Here is a 19,966-nt window from a genome sequence, read left to right as displayed (position 1 = left end):
CGTGTTGTTCGGGGCGAGAGTTCTTGTGGTGGCGTGGAGAACTTAAAGCCCCAATCCTTTCTGCACCGCGAGCAAAAGATTGTTTTCGGTCAGCGCGATGGCATCCAGCTGCTGGCCTGTTTCAATCGACTGCACCCACCAATGGCTTTCACCATGCTCATCCACGGTACGCAGCAGATAGGTGTCCGTGGCTGACGGGATGATCTGCACCCGACCGGCGCCATCCTCGGTAAACCGTGCAATGGGATCGAATGTCAGGCTTTGATGGTTGGCCTCTATCACCAGTTGGTCAATGGCGTAATCGTGGGATTCACCATCGGGCGAGGTTTCGCAAACGTGGGTCGGATTGCGCCGAATCTTCAGGCCGACTTCGGTCACCGGTTGCAGCCACGCCTCGATGCGGTGGTACAGGTCGTACACCTGCGCCGGCCAGCAATCGATCTCCAGCGCGGCATCCGCGTGGGTGTGCCGGGTTTGCTTGAGTTTGGCGGCGAGTTCGTCTGCTTTACTCATTTCGGATCCCTTGGTTTGATGTCTGCCTGTTAATCGTAGACCTTTCAACAGCGTACGCGTTGCCTTGCGTCATGCGCTTGCAACACAAGCGTGTCGAAATCAGCGCTGGCCAAGTCTGGTCAGGATCGAAAACCACGGACGCAGGCGTCCCAAGGAGCGGGTAGATGAAAAAGCTGTTTACAATTTTGGCAGTGATTGCGCTGACGGCCGGTAGCATCGGTTTGAGTTCGGCGCGGCAATCGCAGTCGAGCAAGGCCCAAGCGGAATCGGTGGCGGGGGTGTTCGATTACTACCTGCTGGCGTTGTCCTGGTCGCCGACCTTTTGTTTGACCCACAAAGATGACTCGCAGTGCACGGGCAAGGGCTACGGCTTCGTGCTGCACGGCCTGTGGCCGCAATACGCCAAGGGTGGCTGGCCGGAATCCTGCCCACCGCTGACCACGTTGAACGCGGCGCAAACCAGCCAGGGCCTGACGCTGTTCCCGACCAAAAAACTGCTCGACCACGAATGGTCCAAGCACGGTACCTGCAGTGGCCTCGGCGCGATGGGTTATCTGGATGAAGCGGACAAAGCCGTGGCAGCGGTGAAAATCCCGGATGAACTGCAACCGTTCAGCAGTTCCTATTACTTCGAAGCCCAGGAAATCGCCGACCTGTTCCGCAAGGCCAACCCGGGGATTCCGGCCGATGGCATCGCCGTCATTTGCAGTGGCCCGGAACTGTCGGAAGTGCGCGTGTGCATGGGCAAGGATCTGCAGTTCGGCGCCTGTGGAAAAGGCGTGAAAACCCAGTGCCGGGCGGGGGATATCCGGGTGCCGCCGTCGCGCTAACCTGAGCGGTTTCCACGTATCAAAAAGGCGCCCGATCGGGCGCCTTTTTTGGTCTGGAGGTTTGAAGTACCCGGCGAACTCCCGCATGCTTGCGCCCCCGAAAGGATGACCACGTTACATTGCAAGGAGCTGTTCATGAGCGGAAAACCCGCCGCCCGCGTCACCGATCCAACCGCCTGCCCACTCCCGGGACATGGCACCAATCCCATTGTCAGTGGCTCGCCGAATGTCAATTTCGACGGTCTGGCGGCTGCGCGAATGACTGACAAATCCGCCTGCGGCAGCCCGATCACCGGCGCTGTGGCTTCGACGGTGTTCATCAATGGCTTGAACGCCGCCACGTTGGACAGCACCGGTGGTCACGGCAATGTCGTCATCGGCGGTTCAGGCACTGTCATCATCGGTGACACGGTGACATCGGCTCCCTTCAGTGGCTTGTTACCGATGCCGGTGCATTTCACTGACCGGTTGAAACTGGTCAATGACGTGACCGGTGAGCCCATGCCTGATCATCCCTACGTGATTCAGCGCGCTGACGGACGTCTGGAACATGGGGTGTCTGACGCCAACGGATTTACTCACCAAGTCAGCTCGCACTTGCCTGAAACCATCAAGTTGTTTTTGGAGGAGTGAGGTATGGCTGCTGAAACGGTAACGTGCGCAAAGGGCAACAATTACAAGCTTCACAAGGAACATGCGCTGACGGACAAGAAGGATGTCAGTGACAAGCCTGTGCCGGTGGAGAGTACCAAGGCGATTGTTTTATTTATTGGTGGGGCTGGCGACAAAGAGAGATATTACTTTTCCGGACCGTATAAAAATATCCGAGAGGCATGGGTGACATTTGATGACCGCACCCGAAAGTTGCAAAAACAGGGTAGGTACAAGTCAGATTGGTTAGGCTACAACGAGGTCAGAGGAAAACAGGATATTCAGCGTCATGTCTTGAGCCTTATTCCTTACAAGAGTTGTCCTGTTTATATCGTCGGACATAGCCTCGGTGGATGGAATGGCGCTCATTTGACAAAAATCATGTCGGAATGGGGCTACCGGGTTCAGATGCTGATCACTCTTGATCCGGTAGGAGAGGGGGCTTTGGTTTGGCTGGGGTCGGATATTTATCGCGAGCGACCTGAGCCAATTACCAATGACTGGATAAATATCAAGGCTGCACCCACTCAGAGAGACCCGTCAGATGGGGTGGCTGATTTTGGCGAGAAATGGCTTGTTTCATGCGGTCCCTCGGTGAATGTCAGTGTCGATACGAACCATGCCAACGCATTCGGGCTATTCAATGCGCCCATAGCAGGCGGGAAATCGGCGAGCGACTTCTTGTTCGAATCCATCATGAAGGAGTTTTCGGGTGAGTAAGTTCTTACTTTGCGTGTTTCTATGTATTTGTTCCGGTTGTGCTAAAGACCATATAAAACCTCCTGCGAACTTGGTCTTCCGCTCTATTGAGAGGGATGATAGTTCGCTTCTGTATGTCATTCGGTATCAGTCGGATGTCGATGTCCTTAATCTTTTTGATCGAGGAGAAAGGGTGGGTATGGCTTCAGGCATGCTCGAGTGCGCTTTGTCGGATGACCAAGATTTTTCTATTAAGAAATTTATGCGATTTACTGCATTTGGTGTAATACAACCCGAAAAAGACGCCAGCAGTAAAATGGGGTTCTCCTACTTGACCCGTACATTCATGAGTGAACTTTCAAACGGTGGGGGTTCGCAGCGAGACTTGTCAGCGTCAGAACTGAACCAACTCCTCTCCAACAAACAACAGATCCCCTGCAAAGTCGTCGTCACCGCCTACGGCTACAAACCCTACTACTCCAACACCATGAACATACCCGTCGCGGATCTGCTGCGGGAAATCAACAAAACCCGATAACAGAAGCAAGGGGGATTTCAGGCGAATCCCCCGGCATCCACCCCCAACTCCCCACGCAAAAATTCCACCAACCCGCGCTGCAACCCGCTCAACACCCCATCACGGCTAACCAACGCCAACTCCGTCGGCGCCAGTTCCGGCAGATCCGTACACACCTGATGCTCAGGCAACACCGCCGACACCGGCAGCACGGACACCCCCAACCCCGAAGCCACCGCTGCTTGAATCCCGGTCAGGCTGTGGCTGCCAAACGCTACCCGCCACGGTCGCTGGGCAACATCGAGCAAACGAATGGCGCGCTGCCGATACAGGCAGCCTTGCGGAAACAACGCCAACGGCAACACGCCGCTCGACGAATCAAATTCCGCACCTTTGACCCACACCAGCCGCTCCGGCCAGGTCGCCCACGCCGGGCCGCTGTCGGGTTCGCGCTTGATCAGGGCAATGTCGATGTCGCCGGCATCCAGACGCTGGCGCAGGTCGAGGCTCATGCCGCTGAAGGTTTCCAGCCGTGCTTGCGGATGGCTGCGAGTGAAACCGGCGAGGATCAGCGCCATGCGCCGCGCGTCAAAGTCCTCCGGCATGCCGATTCGGAGGATTTCCAGGTCGAGGTCGCTGGCCAGCGCTTCGGTGGCTTCGGCTGACAGCGCCAGTAAACGGCGCGCGTAGTGGATCAGCAGTTCGCCGTGCTCGGTGACGGCGACATTCAGTCCGGTACGATCACGCAGCAGCAAGGCGTGGCCGACCAGCTCTTCGAGTTTGCGCACCTGCTGGCTGACTGTCGACTGAGTGCGGTGCACGCGCTCGGCGGCGCGGGTGAAGCTGCCTTCGTCGGCCACGCAGACAAAGGTTTTCAGCAGATCCAGATCCAGCATGGCGGGGTTTCTCGATAGTGGTTTTTCAACTGACTATTGGCGGTTTATTTAATTTCACACTATCACCGCGCGCTCATAAGCTGAAGTCCTCACCACGGAGGATTCGATCAATGACACTCATCCACACCCCGCGCCCGCAATGGCTGACCTTCGATTGCTACGGCACTTTGATCCAATGGGACGAAGGCCTCAAAGCCGTGGTCGGAGAAATTCTCAGCGAGAAGGGCGAGCATCAGGTCGACGTCGGGCATCTGATCGAGGTCTATGATCGCCACGAACATCGCCTCGAACAGACCCCGCCGCACCGTTCGTTCCGCGAGCTGAGCACCCTCGGTCTGCAATTGGCCTTGGAGGAATTGGGTCTGCCCAGCCTGCCCGACGACAGCCAGCGTCTGGCTGCCGCGATTCCGGAGATGCCGCCGTTTGCCGAGGTGATCGAGACCCTGCGTGAATTGAAAACCATGGGTTTCAAACTGTGCATCGTCTCCAACACCGACGACGACATCATCGCCGGCAACGTCGCGCAACTCGGCGGCCACATCGACCGGGTGATCACCGCACAGCAGGCCGGCGCCTACAAACCGGCGCCACGGCTGTTCGACTACGCTCATCAGCAATTGGGCGTCAGCCGCGCAGAGGTGGTGCACATCTGCGCCAGCCCTATGCTCGACCACACGGCGGCGCGGGACATGGGCTTTCGTTGCGTATGGATCGATCGCGGCACCGGTCGCCAGTTGCTGCCGGATTATCGCCCCGACGCGATCCTCAACCGCCTCGATCAAGTGTTGCCGCTGTTCAAATCCCTGGGCTGGTAATCTCGGAGAATCCTCATGGCTCACACCCTGACCACCCGTGCGCGGGCCTCATGCCCGACAGCCGTGAATCTCGACACCGAAGCGATCATCACCGCGCGCAACGAACTCGCAGCGTGCTTTCAACTGGCCGCGTTGCACGGTTTGGAGGAGGGCATCTGCAATCACTTTTCAGCGATGCTGCCGGGCCATGACGATCTGTTTCTGGTCAATCCCTACGGCTATGCCTTCGCCGAAGTGACCGCGCAGAATCTGCTGGTCTGCGACTTCGACGGCAACGTGGTGGAGGGCGAAGGCCAGCCGGAAGCCACCGCGTTTTACATCCACGCGCGCCTGCACCAACAGCTGCCGCGAGTGAAAGTCGCGTTCCACACCCACATGCCTCACGCCACGGTGTTGTGCCTGCTGCAAGGGCCGCCGCTGTTGTGGCTGGGGCAAACCGCACTGAAGTTCTACGGGCGCACGGCGGTCGACGAGGACTACAACGGCCTGGCACTGGACGCGTCCGAAGGCGATCGCATCGCCGGCGTCATGGGCGATGCCGACATTCTGTTCCTGAAAAACCACGGCGTGATCGTTGCCGCGCCGACCATCGCCGAAGCCTGGGACGACCTCTATTACCTCGAGCGCGCCGCTCAGGTGCAACTGCTGGCGATGGCCACGCAACGGGAATTGAAACCGGTGCCCCATGCAATTGCCCAACGGGCGTACGAGCAGATGCGCGAAGGCGATCCGGCCAGTGCGCGGGCACACCTGCACAGTGCGATGCGGCGCCTGGCCCTTCACAACTGACTAACCGTAAAGGAGCAATCGAAAATAAATCGACGAACAGCGATCATCCAATCTCGTTGCGCGCCGATATAGCTGGGCGGGAGCGGGGCGTTTGCCCCGTAGATTCCGGTGGGCTACGCTCACAGACATAAGGGTTTTCCCGCTGGCGCCCTTGTCGTACCTGCCCAGGACTTGCTTTTGCCTATCCCCATTCACGATCCGCATCAGGCCCCCGGAGGCACCCTTAAACGCCTGCCGCTGCGCAAAGCGGCGGTGCTGTTTATCGTTGCGGTGGGGTTGTGCCTGTCCGGTTTGCTGTACCTGCAACTGGAGCAGTCGCGACGGCAGGATCTGGCGGTGGCGAAAATGGCTTCGAGCAACCTGACCCGGGCGATGGCGCAGCAAGCCGAGGACACCTTTCTGGCCGCCGATCTGGTGATGACCAGCCTGGTCGACTGGATTCAGGATGACGGCTACGGCACCACGCAGAAGCCGCGCCTGCAGAAAACCTTCGCCCGGCGCGTGCAGCAACTCGATCAGTTGCATGGCATGTTTCTCTTCGACACGCAGGGCCAGTGGGTGATTACTTCATTCACCGATTTGCCCCGTGGCAATGGCGTGGCCGACCGCGAGTACTTCAAATTCCACCAGCAGAATGCCTCGACACTGGCGCACATCGGCCCGGCGATTCGCAGCCGCGAGAACGGCGAGTGGATCATCCCGATTTCCAAACGCGTCAATGATCACGCCGGCAATTTTCAGGGAGTATTGCTGGCCGGGATCAAGATGTCGTACTTCGACCGTTTCTTCGAAAGCTTCAGCCTCGATGATAAGGGCATCATGTTTCTCGGGCTGAGTGACGGCACCTTGCTCGCCCGCCGTCCGTTTGATGAAAACCTGATTGGCACGTCGCTGGCGCAAGGGCGGATTTATCGCACGTTGCTGCCCGAGGCCGCTGCCGGCACCGCGATGATCGATTCGGTGGTCGATGGCGTGGTGCGCTTGTACGGCTATCGACGTTTGGCGGCGTATCCGCTGGTGGTGTCGGCGGCGACCTCGCGTGACACGATTCTCGAGGGTTGGTACGCGCGCGCATTCCAGTCGAGTGTGATTGTCGCCCTGGTCATTCTCGGCGTCGGCCTGTTTGGCTGGGTGTTCATTCATCAGGTACGTGATGGCGAACGGATCGAGAAAAACCTGCGCAAGGCGCAGCGCACGCTGGAGCAGATTGCGACTCACGACAGCCTGACCGGGCTGGCCAATCGACGTCTGTTCGAGCGTTCGCTGGAGATCGAGTTCGCACGTGGCGCGCGGCAGGTCAGCCCGGTCAGCCTGATCATGCTCGATATCGATTTCTTCAAGCGGTACAACGATGCCTATGGCCACGTGGCCGGCGATCATTGTCTGACTCAGGTCGCCCAGGTGCTGCAGACGTGCTGTCAGCGCAAGTCCGATCTTGCGGTACGCTACGGCGGTGAAGAGTTTGCGGTGTTGTTGCCGGACACCGACATCAACGGCGCGCTGGCGATTGCCGGGCAGATTCGCCGCAGTGTGATCGACAAGCACATCATCCACAGCGGCTCGCCGACCGGGTATCTGACGGTGAGTCTGGGCTGTTATTCGTTTATCCCGAGCGGCAATGACAGCCTGGAAGTGTTTATCCAGCGTGCGGATGCGGCGTTGTATCAGGCGAAAAATGCCGGACGCAATCGTGCAGCGGTGTTATCGCTGGACAGCGGCCTGGCCGAGCTGATGCGCTCGGACCGCTGATCCAAGCCTTGGCACAAACCCTGTGGGAGCGAGCCTGCTCGCGAAGAGGCCGTGTCAGGCAGATAAAAGTCACCTGACACGACGCCTTCGTGAGCAGGCTCGCTCCCACATGGGACCTTGTCTAATTGGGGTGGCTCTTGTTCGTTCAGCCGCCAGTGCCACCGCCCGCACCGCCAGTCCCGCCGCCGGCCGAACCAGTGCCGCCACCAGCCCCCGAGCCCGAACCGCTGGCCCCGCCATTGGTGCCAGTGCCGGAACCCATACCCGAAGAACCGCTACCGCCCGAGGGTGCGCCCGGGGTGTTATCCGGTGGCGTGGTTGTGCTGGTCGCGCCACCGGATTTGGTGCCGGTAGCGTCAGCGCCGTCGTTGGCGGCGAAGCTGGCGGCCGATGCCGTGGCCAGCAGGCCGGCGAGCAATAACGAGGTGAGTTTGCGCGTGATCATGATCCGTCTCCAGAAAGGGCATGTACCTGATATTGGTCTGACGCGCAGAACCCTTGGTGCCGATCGGCTGACGAGCGGTCGGTGGCGAATCCGAGTGGCCTCCTGATCTTCTGGAAGATTGGCTATTTGCCGAACCCGGTCCGAGGACTAACGTAGCCACACATTCACTTGCTGCCCGGAGCTACCATGCAACCTCGTACCGATTTCTACACCGCCTCCCCAGACGCCTTGAAAGCAATGATCGCGCTGGAAACTGCAGTGTCCAAACTGCCGCTGGAAAAGACCCTGATCGAACTGGTCAAGCTGCGCGCTTCGCAAATCAATGGCTGCGCGTTCTGCATCGATATGCACACCACCGATGCGATGAAGGGTGGCGAAACCCCGCGTCGACTGTTCGCGGTCACCGCATGGCGTGAAGCGCCGTTCTTCAGCGACCGCGAACGCGCCGCGCTGCTGTGGACTGAATCGCTGACGCAACTGAGCCTGACCCACGCGCCGGACGAAGATTACGACGTGGTCGCCGCGCAGTTCACACCGAAGGAAATGGTCGACCTGACCGTGGCGATCAGCACCATCAACAGCTGGAATCGTCTGGCGGTGGGCTTCCGCAAAACCCCGCAGGCTTAAGCCTCAACGCATAACCCCTGTGGGAGCGAGCCTGCTCGCGAAAGCGGAGTGTCAGAAAACAACCATGGTGACTGACACGACGCCTTCGCGAGCAGGCTCGCTCCCACAAGGGAAATGGGTATGGCCAGAAAATAGTGATCAATGCCCATCCGCACTCGGCGCGGCCGGTGGTTGCACCTTGCGCATCAAGGGCACCATCGCTGTGGCGATGAGGAAACACACGCCGATCATCAAAAAGGTGTCGCCGTAGGTCTGGGTTTGCGCCTCGCGGTAGGTCAGCAACCACAACTGGCGCAGGCTGGCGGTGACACCGACGTCGCCGCTCTGGCCCAGATTCGCCAGGTTGCCACCGACCTGCGACAGCCACTGGTTCATCGCCTCATTGCTGCTGTTCAGATGCTCGGCCAATCGCGTGAAATGCAGATTGGTGCGGTCATTGAGAATGGTCGCGCACGCTGCAATACCAATCGCCCCACCCAGATTACGCATCAGATTGAACAACCCCGACGCATGCTTCAAGCGTGCCGGCGCCAACCCTCCCAAGGTCAGCGTCACCGCTGGCGGCACCGCCAATTGCTGGGCAATCCCGCGCAACGCTTGCGGCAGCATCAATTGCCCCGCGCCCCAGTCGTGGGTGATCGGGCTGAACTCCCACATCGACACCGCGAACAAGCCGAGACCGATCATCATGATCCAGCGCAGGTCCATGCGATTGGCCAGAAAGGCATACAGCGGAATCGCCATGATCTGGAACACGCCGGTGGAGAAAACCGCCAGACCAATGTCCAGTGCGCCATAGCCGCGGACGCGGCCGAGAAACAGCGGCGTCAGGTAAATCGTCGCGAACAGACCAATGCCGGTGACGAACGAAAAGAAGCAACCGAGGGCGAAATTGCGATCCTTGAGCGCGCGCAGATCGACGATCGGATTGGCCACGTGCAAGGTGCGGCCGATGAAGGCCAGGCCGGCGAGGCCGCTGATCCACGCCGTGGTGAGGATGGTCTGATCGCTGAACCAGTTCCAGCGCGGGCCTTCTTCGAGGGTGTATTCCAGGCAGCCGAGAAACAGCGCGAGAAACACCATGCTCAGGTAGTCCGCGCCTTTTAGCAGGGACAATTCCGGCTGGTCGATTTTCACCAGCATCGGTACGGCCACGGCAACGAAAATCCCCGGCACCAGGTTGATGTAGAACAACCAGTGCCACGAAGAAATATCAGTGATCCAGCCACCGATCACCGGCCCCAATGTCGGTGCCAGTGACGCGACTGCGCCGATGGTCGCGGCGGCGATTACTCGCTGTTTGCCGGTAAAGAAAAAGAACGCGGTGGTGAACACCAGCGGAATCATCGAGCCGCCGAGAAACCCTTGCAGCGCGCGAAAGGCAATCATGCTCTGGATGTTCCAGGCCACGCCGCAGAGCAGGCTGGCGAGGGTGAAACCGACCGCCGACGCGCAGAACAACCAGCGTGTGGAGAACACTCGCGACAGCCAGCCGGACAGCGGAATCACGATGATTTCGGCGATCAGGTAACTGGTCTGCACCCACGCGGTTTCATCGGTGCCGGCGGACAGTCCGCCGCCGATATCGCGCAGCGACGCCGAGACAATCTGGATATCCAGCAGCGCGATGAACATGCCAATGCACATGGTCGCGAAGGCGAACACCTTGGTCGCGGTCGCCATGTCGGCGGCGTTGAACGGTTGCGCCGGGGCGGCGAGGGCGGTGCTCATGGCGCGACGGCCACAGCGGTGTTTTCGGGATGTGCGCGGGTATCGACTTCTGCAGTCACCGACAGGCCCGGGCGCAAGTGCCCGAGCACGCCGTCAGCCGGATCGAGGAGGATGCGCACCGGTACGCGCTGGACGATTTTGGTGAAGTTGCCGGTAGCGTTTTCCGGCGGCAGCACGCTGAACTGCGAGCCGGTCGCGGGGGCGAGGCTGTCGAGGCGACCGTGAAATTCCTGACCGGAAAGGACGTCGGCACGAATGCTTACGCGCTGGCCGGGTTTCATCCGCGCCAATTGGTCTTCCTTGAAATTGGCATCGACCCACAGGCCGCTGGCCGGCACCACCGAGAGCTGTTGTGAACCGGCCTGGGCATAGGCGCCAACCCGTGCGCGGCGATTGCCAATCACACCATCGAACGGTGCGCGCAGTTCGGTGTAGCCGAGGTTCAACTGCGCCAGATCGCGTTCGGCGCGGGCTTGTTGAAGGGCGGCGCGGGCCTGTTGTTTCTGCGTGTCGATCACCGCCAGTTGGCGTTGCGCGGCGAGCAGTTCGGCTTGCGCACGGGCGCTTAGGGCTTGCGCGGTTTTGAAGGTGGCGTCGGCGCGTTGTGCGCTTTCTACCGACACCGCATTGGTGGTGACCAGGCGTTTGTAGCGCGCGTTGTCATCCCGCGAGCGCGCGGTTTCCGCGCCAGCGGCGTCGATGCCGGCGCGGGCCTGACCGATCACCGCTTGTTGCAGTTGTTCGGTGGCATCGAGGTTGGCCAGCAGCGCTTCTTCGGCGGCGACCGCGCCTTCGGCTTTGGCGAGGTTGGCGCGATAGTCGCGGGCGTCGAGGCGAATCAACACGTCGCCAGCCTTAACGTGCTGGTTGTCGCTGACCAGCACTTCATCGATGTAACCGGCGACTTTCGGCCCGATCACCGTGACGTCACCACCGATATAAGCATCGTCGGTTTCTTCGAGAAAACGCCCGGTGCCCCACCAGTGCACGGCGTACATACCGGCGAAGATCAGCGCGAGCAAGCCGGCGCCGGGAAGCAGCAAGCGTTTAAGCAGGGGCGGCTTGGTCTTCACCACAACAGGTTCGAGGGTGGGCATGCTGGTCATGGCGGATTACCTGATCAATCGGGTCGTTATTACGGCTGTAATATGACGCAGGTAATATTTAGTCGCAAATGATTTCTGCCACCGATCGTCAGTTGCTCATTTGAGCCAGTGGCCCGGTGTGCTGCCGGTCATGGCTTTGAAGAAGGCGATGAAGGCGCTGTCGCTGGCAAAACCCGTTTCGAAAGCGCCGTAACTCAGGCTGCGCCCGGTGGCGAGCAATTCCATCGCGCGCATCAGGCGCCACTGCTGGCGCCATTGCTGATAACTCATGCCGGTTTCGCGCTGGAAGATTCGCCCGATGGTGCGACTGCTGGCGCCGATCTGCTGCTCCAGCACTTGCAGTTCCGGCGGCAGTCGCTCGGGCGTTTTCAGCAGGGGCGCCAGGCGTTTGTCCGCGGGTAATGGCAACAACATCGGTTGCTGCGTCGCTTCAGCGATTTCGCTCAGGCACAGGCCGAGCAGGTGGGCGAATTTGCCTTGCTGCCAATCCGTGGCGAAATCCGCCAGCGCCATCGGTTCCAGCACGGCGCGCAACAAAGGGCTGACTTCGATCACGCAGACTTGTTGCGGCAGCGTGGCGCACAGTGCGGGGATCAAGTAGATGGAGCGGTAATCGACACTCTGTTGCATCACCGCGCGATGGCTGACACCCGGCGGAATCCACGCCGCCCGCGACGGCGGTAACAGGCACAATTGCTGCGCCAGGGTAATCCGCGTGCAGCCTTGTCGCGTGTACAGCAATTGTCCGCGTTGATGGCGGTGCAGGCCGGAATCGTGATCGCCCAAGGTCGAGGCGATACCGATTACCGGGGCAGGAAAACGATCAGCGTCAAAGGTTGCATGGGCGTCGAGCCAAGCCATGGGTTGTCCGATTTCCGCGATAAATTGGCAGGGTTCGGATAATACGCCAGACGGCACTTCTTAAACTCCTCGGCGATTTATTGGAGGAGTGCAGAAGGATGAACAGTAGAAATTTCTTATGGCTGGCGATTGCCCTGCTGATGTTTCCGCAGATCGGGCAAACCCTGTACAGCCCGGCGCTCGGTGATATCGGGCGGGTGTTTCAGGTCGGCCCGCAAGCGGCGGCGCAGACGTTGTCGGTGTATTTCCTGGCGTTCGCCGTGGGTGTGGTGGTGTGGGGACGTCTGTGCGATCGCATCGGTCGACGCCCGGCGATGCTTACCGGCCTGGCCATTTACGCAGCCGCCACGCTGTTCGGTCTGCGGGTCAGCAGTTTCAACGGCTTGTTGGTGGCACAGATGGTGGCGGCGTTCGGTGCGGCGGTGGGTTCGGTGGTCACGCAAACCGTATTGCGCGACCGCTTTAAAGGTGCCGAACTGGCGCAGGTGTTTTCCCTGGTGGGCATCGCGCTGGCGGCCAGTCCGGCGCTTGGTTTGTTCAGTGGGGCCGGGTTGGTGCAACTGTTCGGTTATCGCGGCGTTCTCGGCACATTGTTGTTGCTGGTAACCGTGTTGTGGTTGTGGAGTTGGTACACCCTGGCTGAAACCCGGCCACGGCCAGTCCGTTCTGTCGGCCTGCTCGAAACTCTCGGGCGAATGTTGCGCGACCCTGGCATTTGGCGCTCAGCCCTTTGGATCGCTTCGTTCAATGTGGCGCTGTTCAGTTACTACAGCCTCGGCCCGTTCATTTTTCAGCGGCTGGGGTTGGCCGCCAGCTGGTTCGGTTACAGCGGCGTGCTGCTTGCGCTGGGCTCAGGTTTTGGAGCGTGGCTCAACCGGTATTTATTGCAGGCCGGGTTCAAACCTTTGCAGTTGATTCGCCTCGCGTCTGTCATCGCATTGCTGGGCGGCGTGGGTGTCTGGTCGTTGCAAAGAAGTGATGCTTTCGTCCTGCCGATGCTGCTGGTGGTGTTGGCGTTTGGCCTGGCGATCCCGAACATTCTCGGTTCGGCCCTGGCCAATTACGCTGATCGGCTGGGCACCGCCGGGGCGTTGTTGGGTTTGATGTATTACCTGCTGATCGGCGCGGGTCTGATGCTCGCCGGCTGGTTTCAAGCCCTCGGGGAAACCCTGATAGCGTGCAGCGCCGTGGCTTTGCTGCTGACAATAAAGCCCGGCAAAGCAATTGTTTAAGAAATGTAAGCGCTGTAGGAAGCGTCTTGCTTTTGTGTGGGATGGCTCCGACTATCACGATTATTGATGACGTGGCATTACGCCATTTGATGATCGCAAGGAAGTTGCGTGCCGTTTCCGTTTCGCGCTGTTTTTCGTCGTTGTGCCACGCGTTGCCCGCTGCTGTCGGCCTTTGTGTTGAGTGTCTGTGCCTCCTCGATTGAAGCAGCCGAGCCTGTCGCGCCGGGCCAGGAAGTGCTGCGCCAGCAACAACAGCAGCAGCGCGATCTGCAACAACTGCAACTTGAGCAAAGGAAGCGGCAGTTAGAGCGCGGCGCGTTCGGTTCGGCGCCGCTCACGCCGGCCATCCCGCAAACCGTCGCCCCTGATGAGCGTTGCTGGCCGCTGAGCGGCACGCGCATCGGTGGTGTCACGCTGATCGACAGCGACAAACTCAACGCGCGGATCAAACCGCTGCTGGCGCCGTGTATGGGCGTCGGCCAGATCAATCATCTGCTGGCGACCATCACCGCGAGCTACGTCGACAAGGGCTACATCGCCAGCCGCCCGTATTTGGTTAGCGCACCGGCAGCGGGGCAGTCGCTGGATATCCGCGTTGACGAAGGCTACATCGAGTCCATCGAACTGGCCGATCAAAGTCTGCCGGTTTCGTTGGGCGGCGCGTTTCCGGGGATGCTCGGCGAGCCGCTGAACCTGCGCGATCTGGAGCAGGGCCTCGATCAATTGAATCGCCTGCGCTCGATCGATCTCACCGCCGACATCGCCCCCGGCACCCAGCCCGGCGCCTCGCGGATCATCCTGCGTTCGCGCACGTCCGCGCATTCGCGCTGGGCCTTGAACGCGGGCATCGACAATCTTGGCAGCGCCAGCACCGGACGTGATCGCGACACCGTCAGTCTGAGTCTCGACAGCCCGTTGCAACTCAACGATTTGTTGAGCCTCAGCGCCAGCGACACGCTCAATCAGGGCGATCGTTACAGCCGCAACGCCAGCCTGTATTACGCGATCCCTTACGGCTACTGGACTTACAGCGTGTTCGCCAGTCACGCCGAATACCGCGCGCCGTTCAAACTGCCGAGCGTGACCTTTCACAATACCGGCATCACCAGCCAGGTCAGTCTGCGTGCCGACCGCGTGTTGTGGCGCGACCAGAGCCGTCAGCTCAGCGCCAACCTGCAACTGGCGCACAAGGATGTCGACAGTTATCTGCAAGACGTTCGCCTCGGTATTCAGAGCCCGACCCTGACCGTGGCCGAGGCCGGACTCAATCTGTTCTGGCTCGACCGCGCGGTGTGGAACCTCGACATTAATTACGCTCAGGGCCTGCGCTGGTTTGGCGCCGACGATGACTCGCAGCAGCAGATCAACAACCTGCCCAAAGCACAGTTTCGCAAGTACCGCGCCGGCCTCAGCCAATGGCGCAATGGTCAGCTTGGCGCGCAGGTCTGGCAGTGGCAGAGCCAGCTCAATGTGCAGTACAGCCCGGACCCGCTGCCAGCGATCGAACAATTGCTCGGCACCGACGACTCGGCGGTACGCGGCTATCGGATCAGCAGTGCCTCCGGTGCCAGCGGTGCGATCTGGCGCAACACCTTGCGCCTGCCGCTGCGCAGCGAATGGCCGGTGCAGATCACCCCGCGTGTGGGCCTCGACCACGGCTGGATCAAGGCTGATCACGGCGCGCAGGGCCAACGCCTGAATGGCGCCAGTGTGGGTCTGAATCTGGGCTGGAAGAACCTGCAAGTGGACGTCGATTACCAGCGCGCTCTGAACATCCCGAACGGTCTGCAACATGAGCCGGAAACCTGGCTGATGCGCGTCGGCCTGCAAATCTGAACAACGCAGTGAAACAACAGCCGTCGGATCTGAGCGCGTCAGCCACGGCCAAGACTAAACGCGCAACGTGATGCCGTACTCACATGGAGACGTTTTTATGCCAGCACACACCTTTGCATTTCATCTTTCGCCTCGGGGCAAATTGCGCTGGGCGATTGCCAGCCTGTTCTTCGCCGTGCACCTGCCGAGCGCGCTCGCCGGTGGCGTCGTGGTCGCACCAGGCCCCGGCGGCACTGCGCAATTGCAGACCCAGGGCGGTGTGCCCATCGTCAACATCGTCGCGCCCAACGGTTCGGGCCTGTCGCACAACCAGTTCCTCGACTACAACGTCGACCGCCAAGGCCTGGTGCTGAACAACGCCTTGCAGGCCGGGCAATCGCAACTGGCCGGGCAACTGGCGGCCAACCCGCAACTGCAAGGCCAGGCCGCGAGCGTGATCCTCAACGAAGTGATCAGTCGCAATCCTTCGGCCATCAACGGCGCGCAGGAAATCTTCGGTCGGCCTGCCGATTACGTGCTGGCCAACCCCAACGGCATCTCGGTGAATGGCGGCAGTTTCATCAACACGCCGAACGCCAATCTCGTGGTCGGTCGCCCGGAATTGAATGACGGCAAACTGCAAAGCCTGAACAGCCGTGACGCCAGCGGTCAGTTGCAGATTCACAGCGGCGGCCTGCGCAACGGCGAGGGTTCGATCAACCTGATCGCGCCGCGTATCGACAGCCAGGGCGCGATCACTGCGCGCGATCAATTGAATCTCACGGTCGGGCGCAATCAGGTCGATTACGCCAGCGGTCAGGTAAAAACCGTGGATCCGGCGGGCAATACCGCTGATCAACGCATCGATGCCAGCCTGTTCGGCGCGATGCAGGCCGGGCGCATCAATATTGTCAGTACCGCCGAAGGGGCAGGCGTGCGGGTTGGCCCGGTGCAAGTGGTTGGGCGCGATGGCGTGCAGATTCGCTCGGCCGGGGATTTGAGTGTCAGCGGTGAAGCCGTGGCCAACAGCCTCGACGTGACTCGCGCCGGTATTCGCAGCAGTCAGGGCGATGTCGCTTTGCACAGCGGCAAGGATCTGAATCTGGCCGCCACTGACGTTAGCGGTCGCGACGTCACAGTCAACGCGAAACGCAACCTGACCCTGTCCACGGTCGAAAGCCGCAAGCTTCAGGAGAAGCGCGAAAACTGGAACAACAGCACCATCGGCATCACCTGGGAAACCTACGATCGCACCCAGACCGACAGTGAATCGCGCCAGCACGGCAGCCAGATTATCGCCAGTCGTGACGCCAAGTTGTTGTCCGGCAAAGACACTGAACTGAAAGCCGCCAAAGTCGAAGCCGCGAAGAATCTCGACGTGCAAAGCGGCGGCGATCTGCGCCTGACCGCCGCCACAGAAAGCCACACCCAGACCGATCAAGGCAACCACCGCAAGCACCTGTGGAAAGCCGACTGGAACAGCAGCAGCGAAGAACAGCGCAGCGTTACCAGCCAATTGAAGGCCGGTAACATCGCCCTGCAAACCGCTGCGTTGTTGCGCTCAGAAGGTGCTGAATTGAGCAGCGCCGGCGACGTGCAACTGGCCGGCAAACAGGTGGAAATCACCACCGCCACGCACGCCAATCGCAGCAGCGACAACCGTTATTCCGGCGATCTGGTCGGCGGTGGTTTCTTCGGCAAGACTGGCGACGCCGACAAGGGCAAGACCCAGCATCAGGGCAGCAAGATCAACGCCAGCGGCAAGTTGATCGTCAAGGCTGACGATGTGCGCATCAGCGGCAGTCAAGTACGTGGCGGCACTGACGCCAGCGTGATCAGCGATAAAGGTTCGCTGGTCATCGATGGCGTGCAGGACACCGCGCACAGCAACAATCACGACAAGGACAGCAAGTTCTTCGGCATCACCAAGGATGAGTCGCGGCAGAACAGCAAAGACAGCAGCACCGTGCGCAGCGAACTGGTGTCCGACAGCAACCTCAAGCTCAAGAGTGCCAAGGACATTGAAGTCGCTGGCTCGACGGTCAAGGCTGACGGTGCGTTGACGGCCGACGCAGCGGGTGACGTCAACGTGCATTCCGCGCAGAACACCCATGACAGCAGTGACACCACGCAAACCCGTGGCTTCGATGCGTACGCCAAAGAGCAGACGCCGGAGCAGTATCGCGCCGGGATTCACTACGAAGACAAACAGCAAACCGTCACCAGCAACGATGTCACTCAGCAAGGCTCCGGCCTCAGCGGCGGCAGCGTGCAGGTGAAGGCGGGCGGTGACGTCACGCTCAAAGGCGCGGAAGTGAAATCCACCGCTGGCGACACGACGTTGAGCGGCAAGAATGTCTCCTTGCTCGCCGAAGCCGACAGCCACAAAACCTCCACCGACAGCTCCAGCACCGGCGGTGGTTTCTACTACACCGGCGGCCTCGACCGTGCCGGCAGTGGCGTTGATTTCGCCCACAGCACGGCGCAGGATTCGACCAGCAAAACCACTGCGCAAACCAGCAACGTGCAGAGCAGCGGTGGCCTGACCATCAATGCCGACAAACTCGCCACCGAAGGCGCACAACTCAAGGCTGGCAACGGTCTGAATGTTGCTGCCAACGAGATCGACAATCGCGCGGCCAGCAACACTGGCAGCAGCACGCACAACGAGAGCAACTGGTCGGCGGACATCGGCGCCAACGTCGAATACAAAGACATCGCCCGGCCGATCGCAGGCGCAGTCAAAGACGTGCTCAACGGCAAGGTGCCGGACAAGCACGCGCTGGCCAATCTCGGTCAGCCGAACGTTGGTATCGACGTCGCAGTTGGTCACGGCAGCGCCAGCAAAACCGAGCAGAACAACAACGCTGTGGTCAGCCGTTTTGACGGCGGCACTGTCGATGTGAAAACCACTGGCACGCTGCACGACCAAGGCACGCAATACAACGCTAGCGCCGGCCAAGTGAACATCAGCGCTGACCAACTGCTCGCCGACGCTGCCAGCAACACGCACAGCAGCAGCGCGAACGCGGTGGATGCCAAGGTCGATGTGCGCGTCTACACCAAGACCGGTGAAGACGTGAACGTCGCTGGCAGCGGCGCGGGTGGCAACAGTGCGTCGAGCAAGGACAGCTCCAGCGCCGTGGTCGGCGCTTATGCCGGCAGCCAGGGTGTGAACATCAAGGTCGGTGGCGACGCGCAGTTCGAAGGCAGCCGTTTCGACGGCGGGCAGGGCGGTGTGAGCATCAACACCGGCGGTGATCTGGCGCTGAATCAGGCCAACGACCGCCAGAGCAACAATGACAGCAGCCTGCGCGGCAATGGCTCGCTCACGGTCGGCACCTTGCCGGGTACCGATGGCACCAACGTCGATCTCGGCGCCGGTTTCCAGCTCGATCACACCGGCAAGCAAAGCACTGACACGCAGGCCCACGTGGCGAGCATCAGCGGCAATGGTCCGGTGCAACTCAGCAGCGGCGGCAATCAAGTCCAGCAAGGCAGCAAGATCGACAGCGCTGGCGCCGTAAATCTGCACGCCGACGGCAAGCTCGATCTGCAAGCCGCAACCGACACCCACACCGCCACCGGCAGCAACCTCGGCGGCGGCTTGAAGGGCGGCGGCAGCAAAACCAGCAGCGAGAAGAGCCGTGATCAGGGTGGCAATCTGAGTGGCAACTTCAACATCGGTCGGGTCAACGAGGATTCGAAAACCCTTACCGGTGGCCAGCTCAGCAGCCAGAGCGGCATCGCGTTGAGCGGTGATTCGATTCATCTGCAAGGCACGCAAGTCAGCGCACCGAACGTCAGCATCGACGCGCAGAAGGGCGGTTATGTGCAGGAGTCGGCGCACTCCACCGACCACCGCAATAACTGGAATGTCGCGCTGAATGCCGGCGGCAACCTCAGCAGCAAAACCCCGACCGCCGCTGATGAGAAGGCCAGCAGCGATCACGGCTTCAATGCCGGGGCCAAGGTGGGTGTGGATTACTTGCAGGGCAGCACGCAGCAGAACAGCCAGATCAAGGCTGACAGCGTGGTGTTGAACAGCGCCGGTGATGCACAGCTGGCGGGTGCGCGTATCGACGCTAAAGATGTCAGCGGCAAGGTCGCAGGTGATCTGAGCGTTGAAAGCCGTCAGGACTCTAGCAATCACGCCAAGGTTGATGTCGATCTGGGCCTGACGGCGAAGAAAAATCCACCGAGCGACAAGGAAAAACTCGCCGGCACCGACTACAAGCCGACGCTGAACGCGCAGGGTGAATATGCACACAAGGACAGCGTTGCGCAGGCGTCCGGGATCAGTGCAAATCAAGGTCTGAACCTCGCGGTCGGCGGCGCGACACAACTGACCGGCGCGCGGATTTCGGCGACGCAAGGGAAGGTCGATCTCGGTGGTTCGAAGGTCAGCAGTAGTGATCTGAATAACCTTGACGTCGGCATTAAGGCTGGCCTCGATCTGCCGCATAAAGCCGAGGAAAACGCACCGAAGGTTTCCTATGAAAACGGCAACCTGAAAGTCGGCCCGGTCACTTTGAGCGGGCATCTCGACACCCAGACCCTGCAAGCCGGGATCGACGAAAAAGGCTAAAACCAACGGTAGTGGATGTGCCAGATCTGCCATCCACCACCGAACCCTGTGGGAGCGCCAGGCGTTAAATCTCGCGCATCATGCGCGACCTAAAGATGCCAG

General features: G+C 60.4%; 17 protein-coding genes. 11 read left to right on the top strand and 6 right to left on the bottom strand.

The window, feature by feature from the left end:
* Positions 1 to 42: 42 nt before the first annotated feature.
* Positions 43 to 513: a hypothetical protein gene (locus ACZZ0G_RS01890; RefSeq protein WP_463555105.1), complete on the bottom strand. Its 471-nt coding sequence runs from the start codon at positions 511 to 513 to the stop codon at positions 43 to 45.
* A gap of 164 nt (positions 514 to 677) precedes the next feature.
* Between ACZZ0G_RS01890 and ACZZ0G_RS01885 the strand changes: the two genes are divergently transcribed.
* From ACZZ0G_RS01885 to ACZZ0G_RS01870, 4 genes are all read left to right on the top strand, one after another.
* A complete protein-coding gene (locus tag ACZZ0G_RS01885; protein ID WP_123595092.1) occupies positions 678 to 1,343 on the top strand; it encodes a ribonuclease T2 in 666 nt (221 codons plus the stop codon).
* Between the two features lie 135 nt (positions 1,344 to 1,478).
* On the top strand, positions 1,479 to 1,976 hold the full coding sequence (locus ACZZ0G_RS01880) for a PAAR domain-containing protein (RefSeq protein WP_150811783.1): 498 nt from the start codon (positions 1,479 to 1,481) through the stop codon (positions 1,974 to 1,976).
* 3 nt (positions 1,977 to 1,979) lie between these two features.
* The gene (locus ACZZ0G_RS01875; protein ID WP_463555104.1) at positions 1,980 to 2,714 is read left to right on the top strand and encodes an alpha/beta fold hydrolase; all 735 of its coding nucleotides are present in this window, start codon (positions 1,980 to 1,982) and stop codon (positions 2,712 to 2,714) included.
* Positions 2,707 to 3,231: a hypothetical protein gene (locus tag ACZZ0G_RS01870; RefSeq protein ID WP_463555103.1), complete on the top strand. Its 525-nt coding sequence runs from the start codon at positions 2,707 to 2,709 to the stop codon at positions 3,229 to 3,231. Before ACZZ0G_RS01875 ends, ACZZ0G_RS01870 begins: the two co-directional genes overlap by 8 nt.
* 17 nt (positions 3,232 to 3,248) lie before the next feature.
* Here ACZZ0G_RS01870 and ACZZ0G_RS01865 read toward each other — a convergent pair whose 3' ends face one another.
* Complete coding sequence (locus ACZZ0G_RS01865; protein ID WP_463555102.1) at positions 3,249 to 4,106, bottom strand: LysR substrate-binding domain-containing protein; 858 nt, start codon at positions 4,104 to 4,106, stop codon at positions 3,249 to 3,251.
* Positions 4,107 to 4,216: 110 nt separating this feature from the next.
* On the opposite strand from ACZZ0G_RS01865, the gene ACZZ0G_RS01860 reads away from it, so the two are divergent.
* The 3 genes from ACZZ0G_RS01860 to ACZZ0G_RS01850 all read left to right on the top strand — a co-directional run bounded on the left by ACZZ0G_RS01860 (position 4,217) and on the right by ACZZ0G_RS01850 (position 7,459).
* Positions 4,217 to 4,921, top strand: a complete 705-nt coding sequence (locus tag ACZZ0G_RS01860; protein WP_463555101.1) for a haloacid dehalogenase type II — start codon at positions 4,217 to 4,219, stop codon at positions 4,919 to 4,921.
* A 15-nt stretch (positions 4,922 to 4,936) separates the two neighbouring features.
* Positions 4,937 to 5,710, top strand: a complete 774-nt coding sequence (locus tag ACZZ0G_RS01855; protein ID WP_463555100.1) for an aldolase — start codon at positions 4,937 to 4,939, stop codon at positions 5,708 to 5,710.
* Between the two features lie 177 nt (positions 5,711 to 5,887).
* Positions 5,888 to 7,459 (top strand): sensor domain-containing diguanylate cyclase, encoded by a 1,572-nt coding sequence (locus ACZZ0G_RS01850; RefSeq protein ID WP_463555099.1) that lies wholly within the window; start codon positions 5,888 to 5,890, stop codon positions 7,457 to 7,459.
* Positions 7,460 to 7,604: 145 nt separating this feature from the next.
* Here ACZZ0G_RS01850 and ACZZ0G_RS01845 read toward each other — a convergent pair whose 3' ends face one another.
* Positions 7,605 to 7,904: a hypothetical protein gene (locus ACZZ0G_RS01845; protein ID WP_463555098.1), complete on the bottom strand. Its 300-nt coding sequence runs from the start codon at positions 7,902 to 7,904 to the stop codon at positions 7,605 to 7,607.
* 186 nt (positions 7,905 to 8,090) lie between these two features.
* On the opposite strand from ACZZ0G_RS01845, the gene ACZZ0G_RS01840 reads away from it, so the two are divergent.
* Positions 8,091 to 8,531: a carboxymuconolactone decarboxylase family protein gene (locus tag ACZZ0G_RS01840; RefSeq protein WP_463555097.1), complete on the top strand. Its 441-nt coding sequence runs from the start codon at positions 8,091 to 8,093 to the stop codon at positions 8,529 to 8,531.
* Positions 8,532 to 8,669: 138 nt separating this feature from the next.
* On the opposite strand, the gene ACZZ0G_RS01835 is transcribed toward ACZZ0G_RS01840, so the two are convergent.
* From ACZZ0G_RS01835 to ACZZ0G_RS01825, 3 genes are all read right to left on the bottom strand, one after another.
* Complete coding sequence (locus ACZZ0G_RS01835) at positions 8,670 to 10,262, bottom strand: DHA2 family efflux MFS transporter permease subunit (protein ID WP_463555096.1); 1,593 nt, start codon at positions 10,260 to 10,262, stop codon at positions 8,670 to 8,672.
* A complete protein-coding gene (locus ACZZ0G_RS01830) occupies positions 10,259 to 11,368 on the bottom strand; it encodes an HlyD family secretion protein (RefSeq protein ID WP_463555095.1) in 1,110 nt (369 codons plus the stop codon). The genes ACZZ0G_RS01835 and ACZZ0G_RS01830 overlap by 4 nt, the downstream gene beginning before the upstream one ends.
* Positions 11,369 to 11,464: 96 nt before the next feature.
* The gene (locus ACZZ0G_RS01825; RefSeq protein WP_463555094.1) at positions 11,465 to 12,229 is read right to left on the bottom strand and encodes an AraC family transcriptional regulator; all 765 of its coding nucleotides are present in this window, start codon (positions 12,227 to 12,229) and stop codon (positions 11,465 to 11,467) included.
* A 98-nt stretch (positions 12,230 to 12,327) separates the two neighbouring features.
* Between ACZZ0G_RS01825 and ACZZ0G_RS01820 the strand changes: the two genes are divergently transcribed.
* The 3 genes from ACZZ0G_RS01820 (at position 12,328) to ACZZ0G_RS01810 (ending at position 19,864) form a co-directional block, all read left to right on the top strand.
* A complete protein-coding gene (locus ACZZ0G_RS01820) occupies positions 12,328 to 13,461 on the top strand; it encodes an MFS transporter (protein WP_463555093.1) in 1,134 nt (377 codons plus the stop codon).
* A gap of 108 nt (positions 13,462 to 13,569) precedes the next feature.
* On the top strand, positions 13,570 to 15,297 hold the full coding sequence (locus ACZZ0G_RS01815) for a ShlB/FhaC/HecB family hemolysin secretion/activation protein (protein WP_463555092.1): 1,728 nt from the start codon (positions 13,570 to 13,572) through the stop codon (positions 15,295 to 15,297).
* Between the two features lie 97 nt (positions 15,298 to 15,394).
* Entirely contained in the window at positions 15,395 to 19,864 is a 4,470-nt protein-coding gene (locus tag ACZZ0G_RS01810; RefSeq protein WP_463555091.1) for a hemagglutinin repeat-containing protein, read from the top strand.
* Positions 19,865 to 19,966 lie beyond the last annotated feature (102 nt).

The sequence above is a fragment of the Pseudomonas sp. AC169 genome, assembly GCF_979258515.1.
The sequence above is the reverse complement of the archived record's forward strand: the minus strand, read 5'-3'. Positions and strand labels throughout refer to the sequence as shown.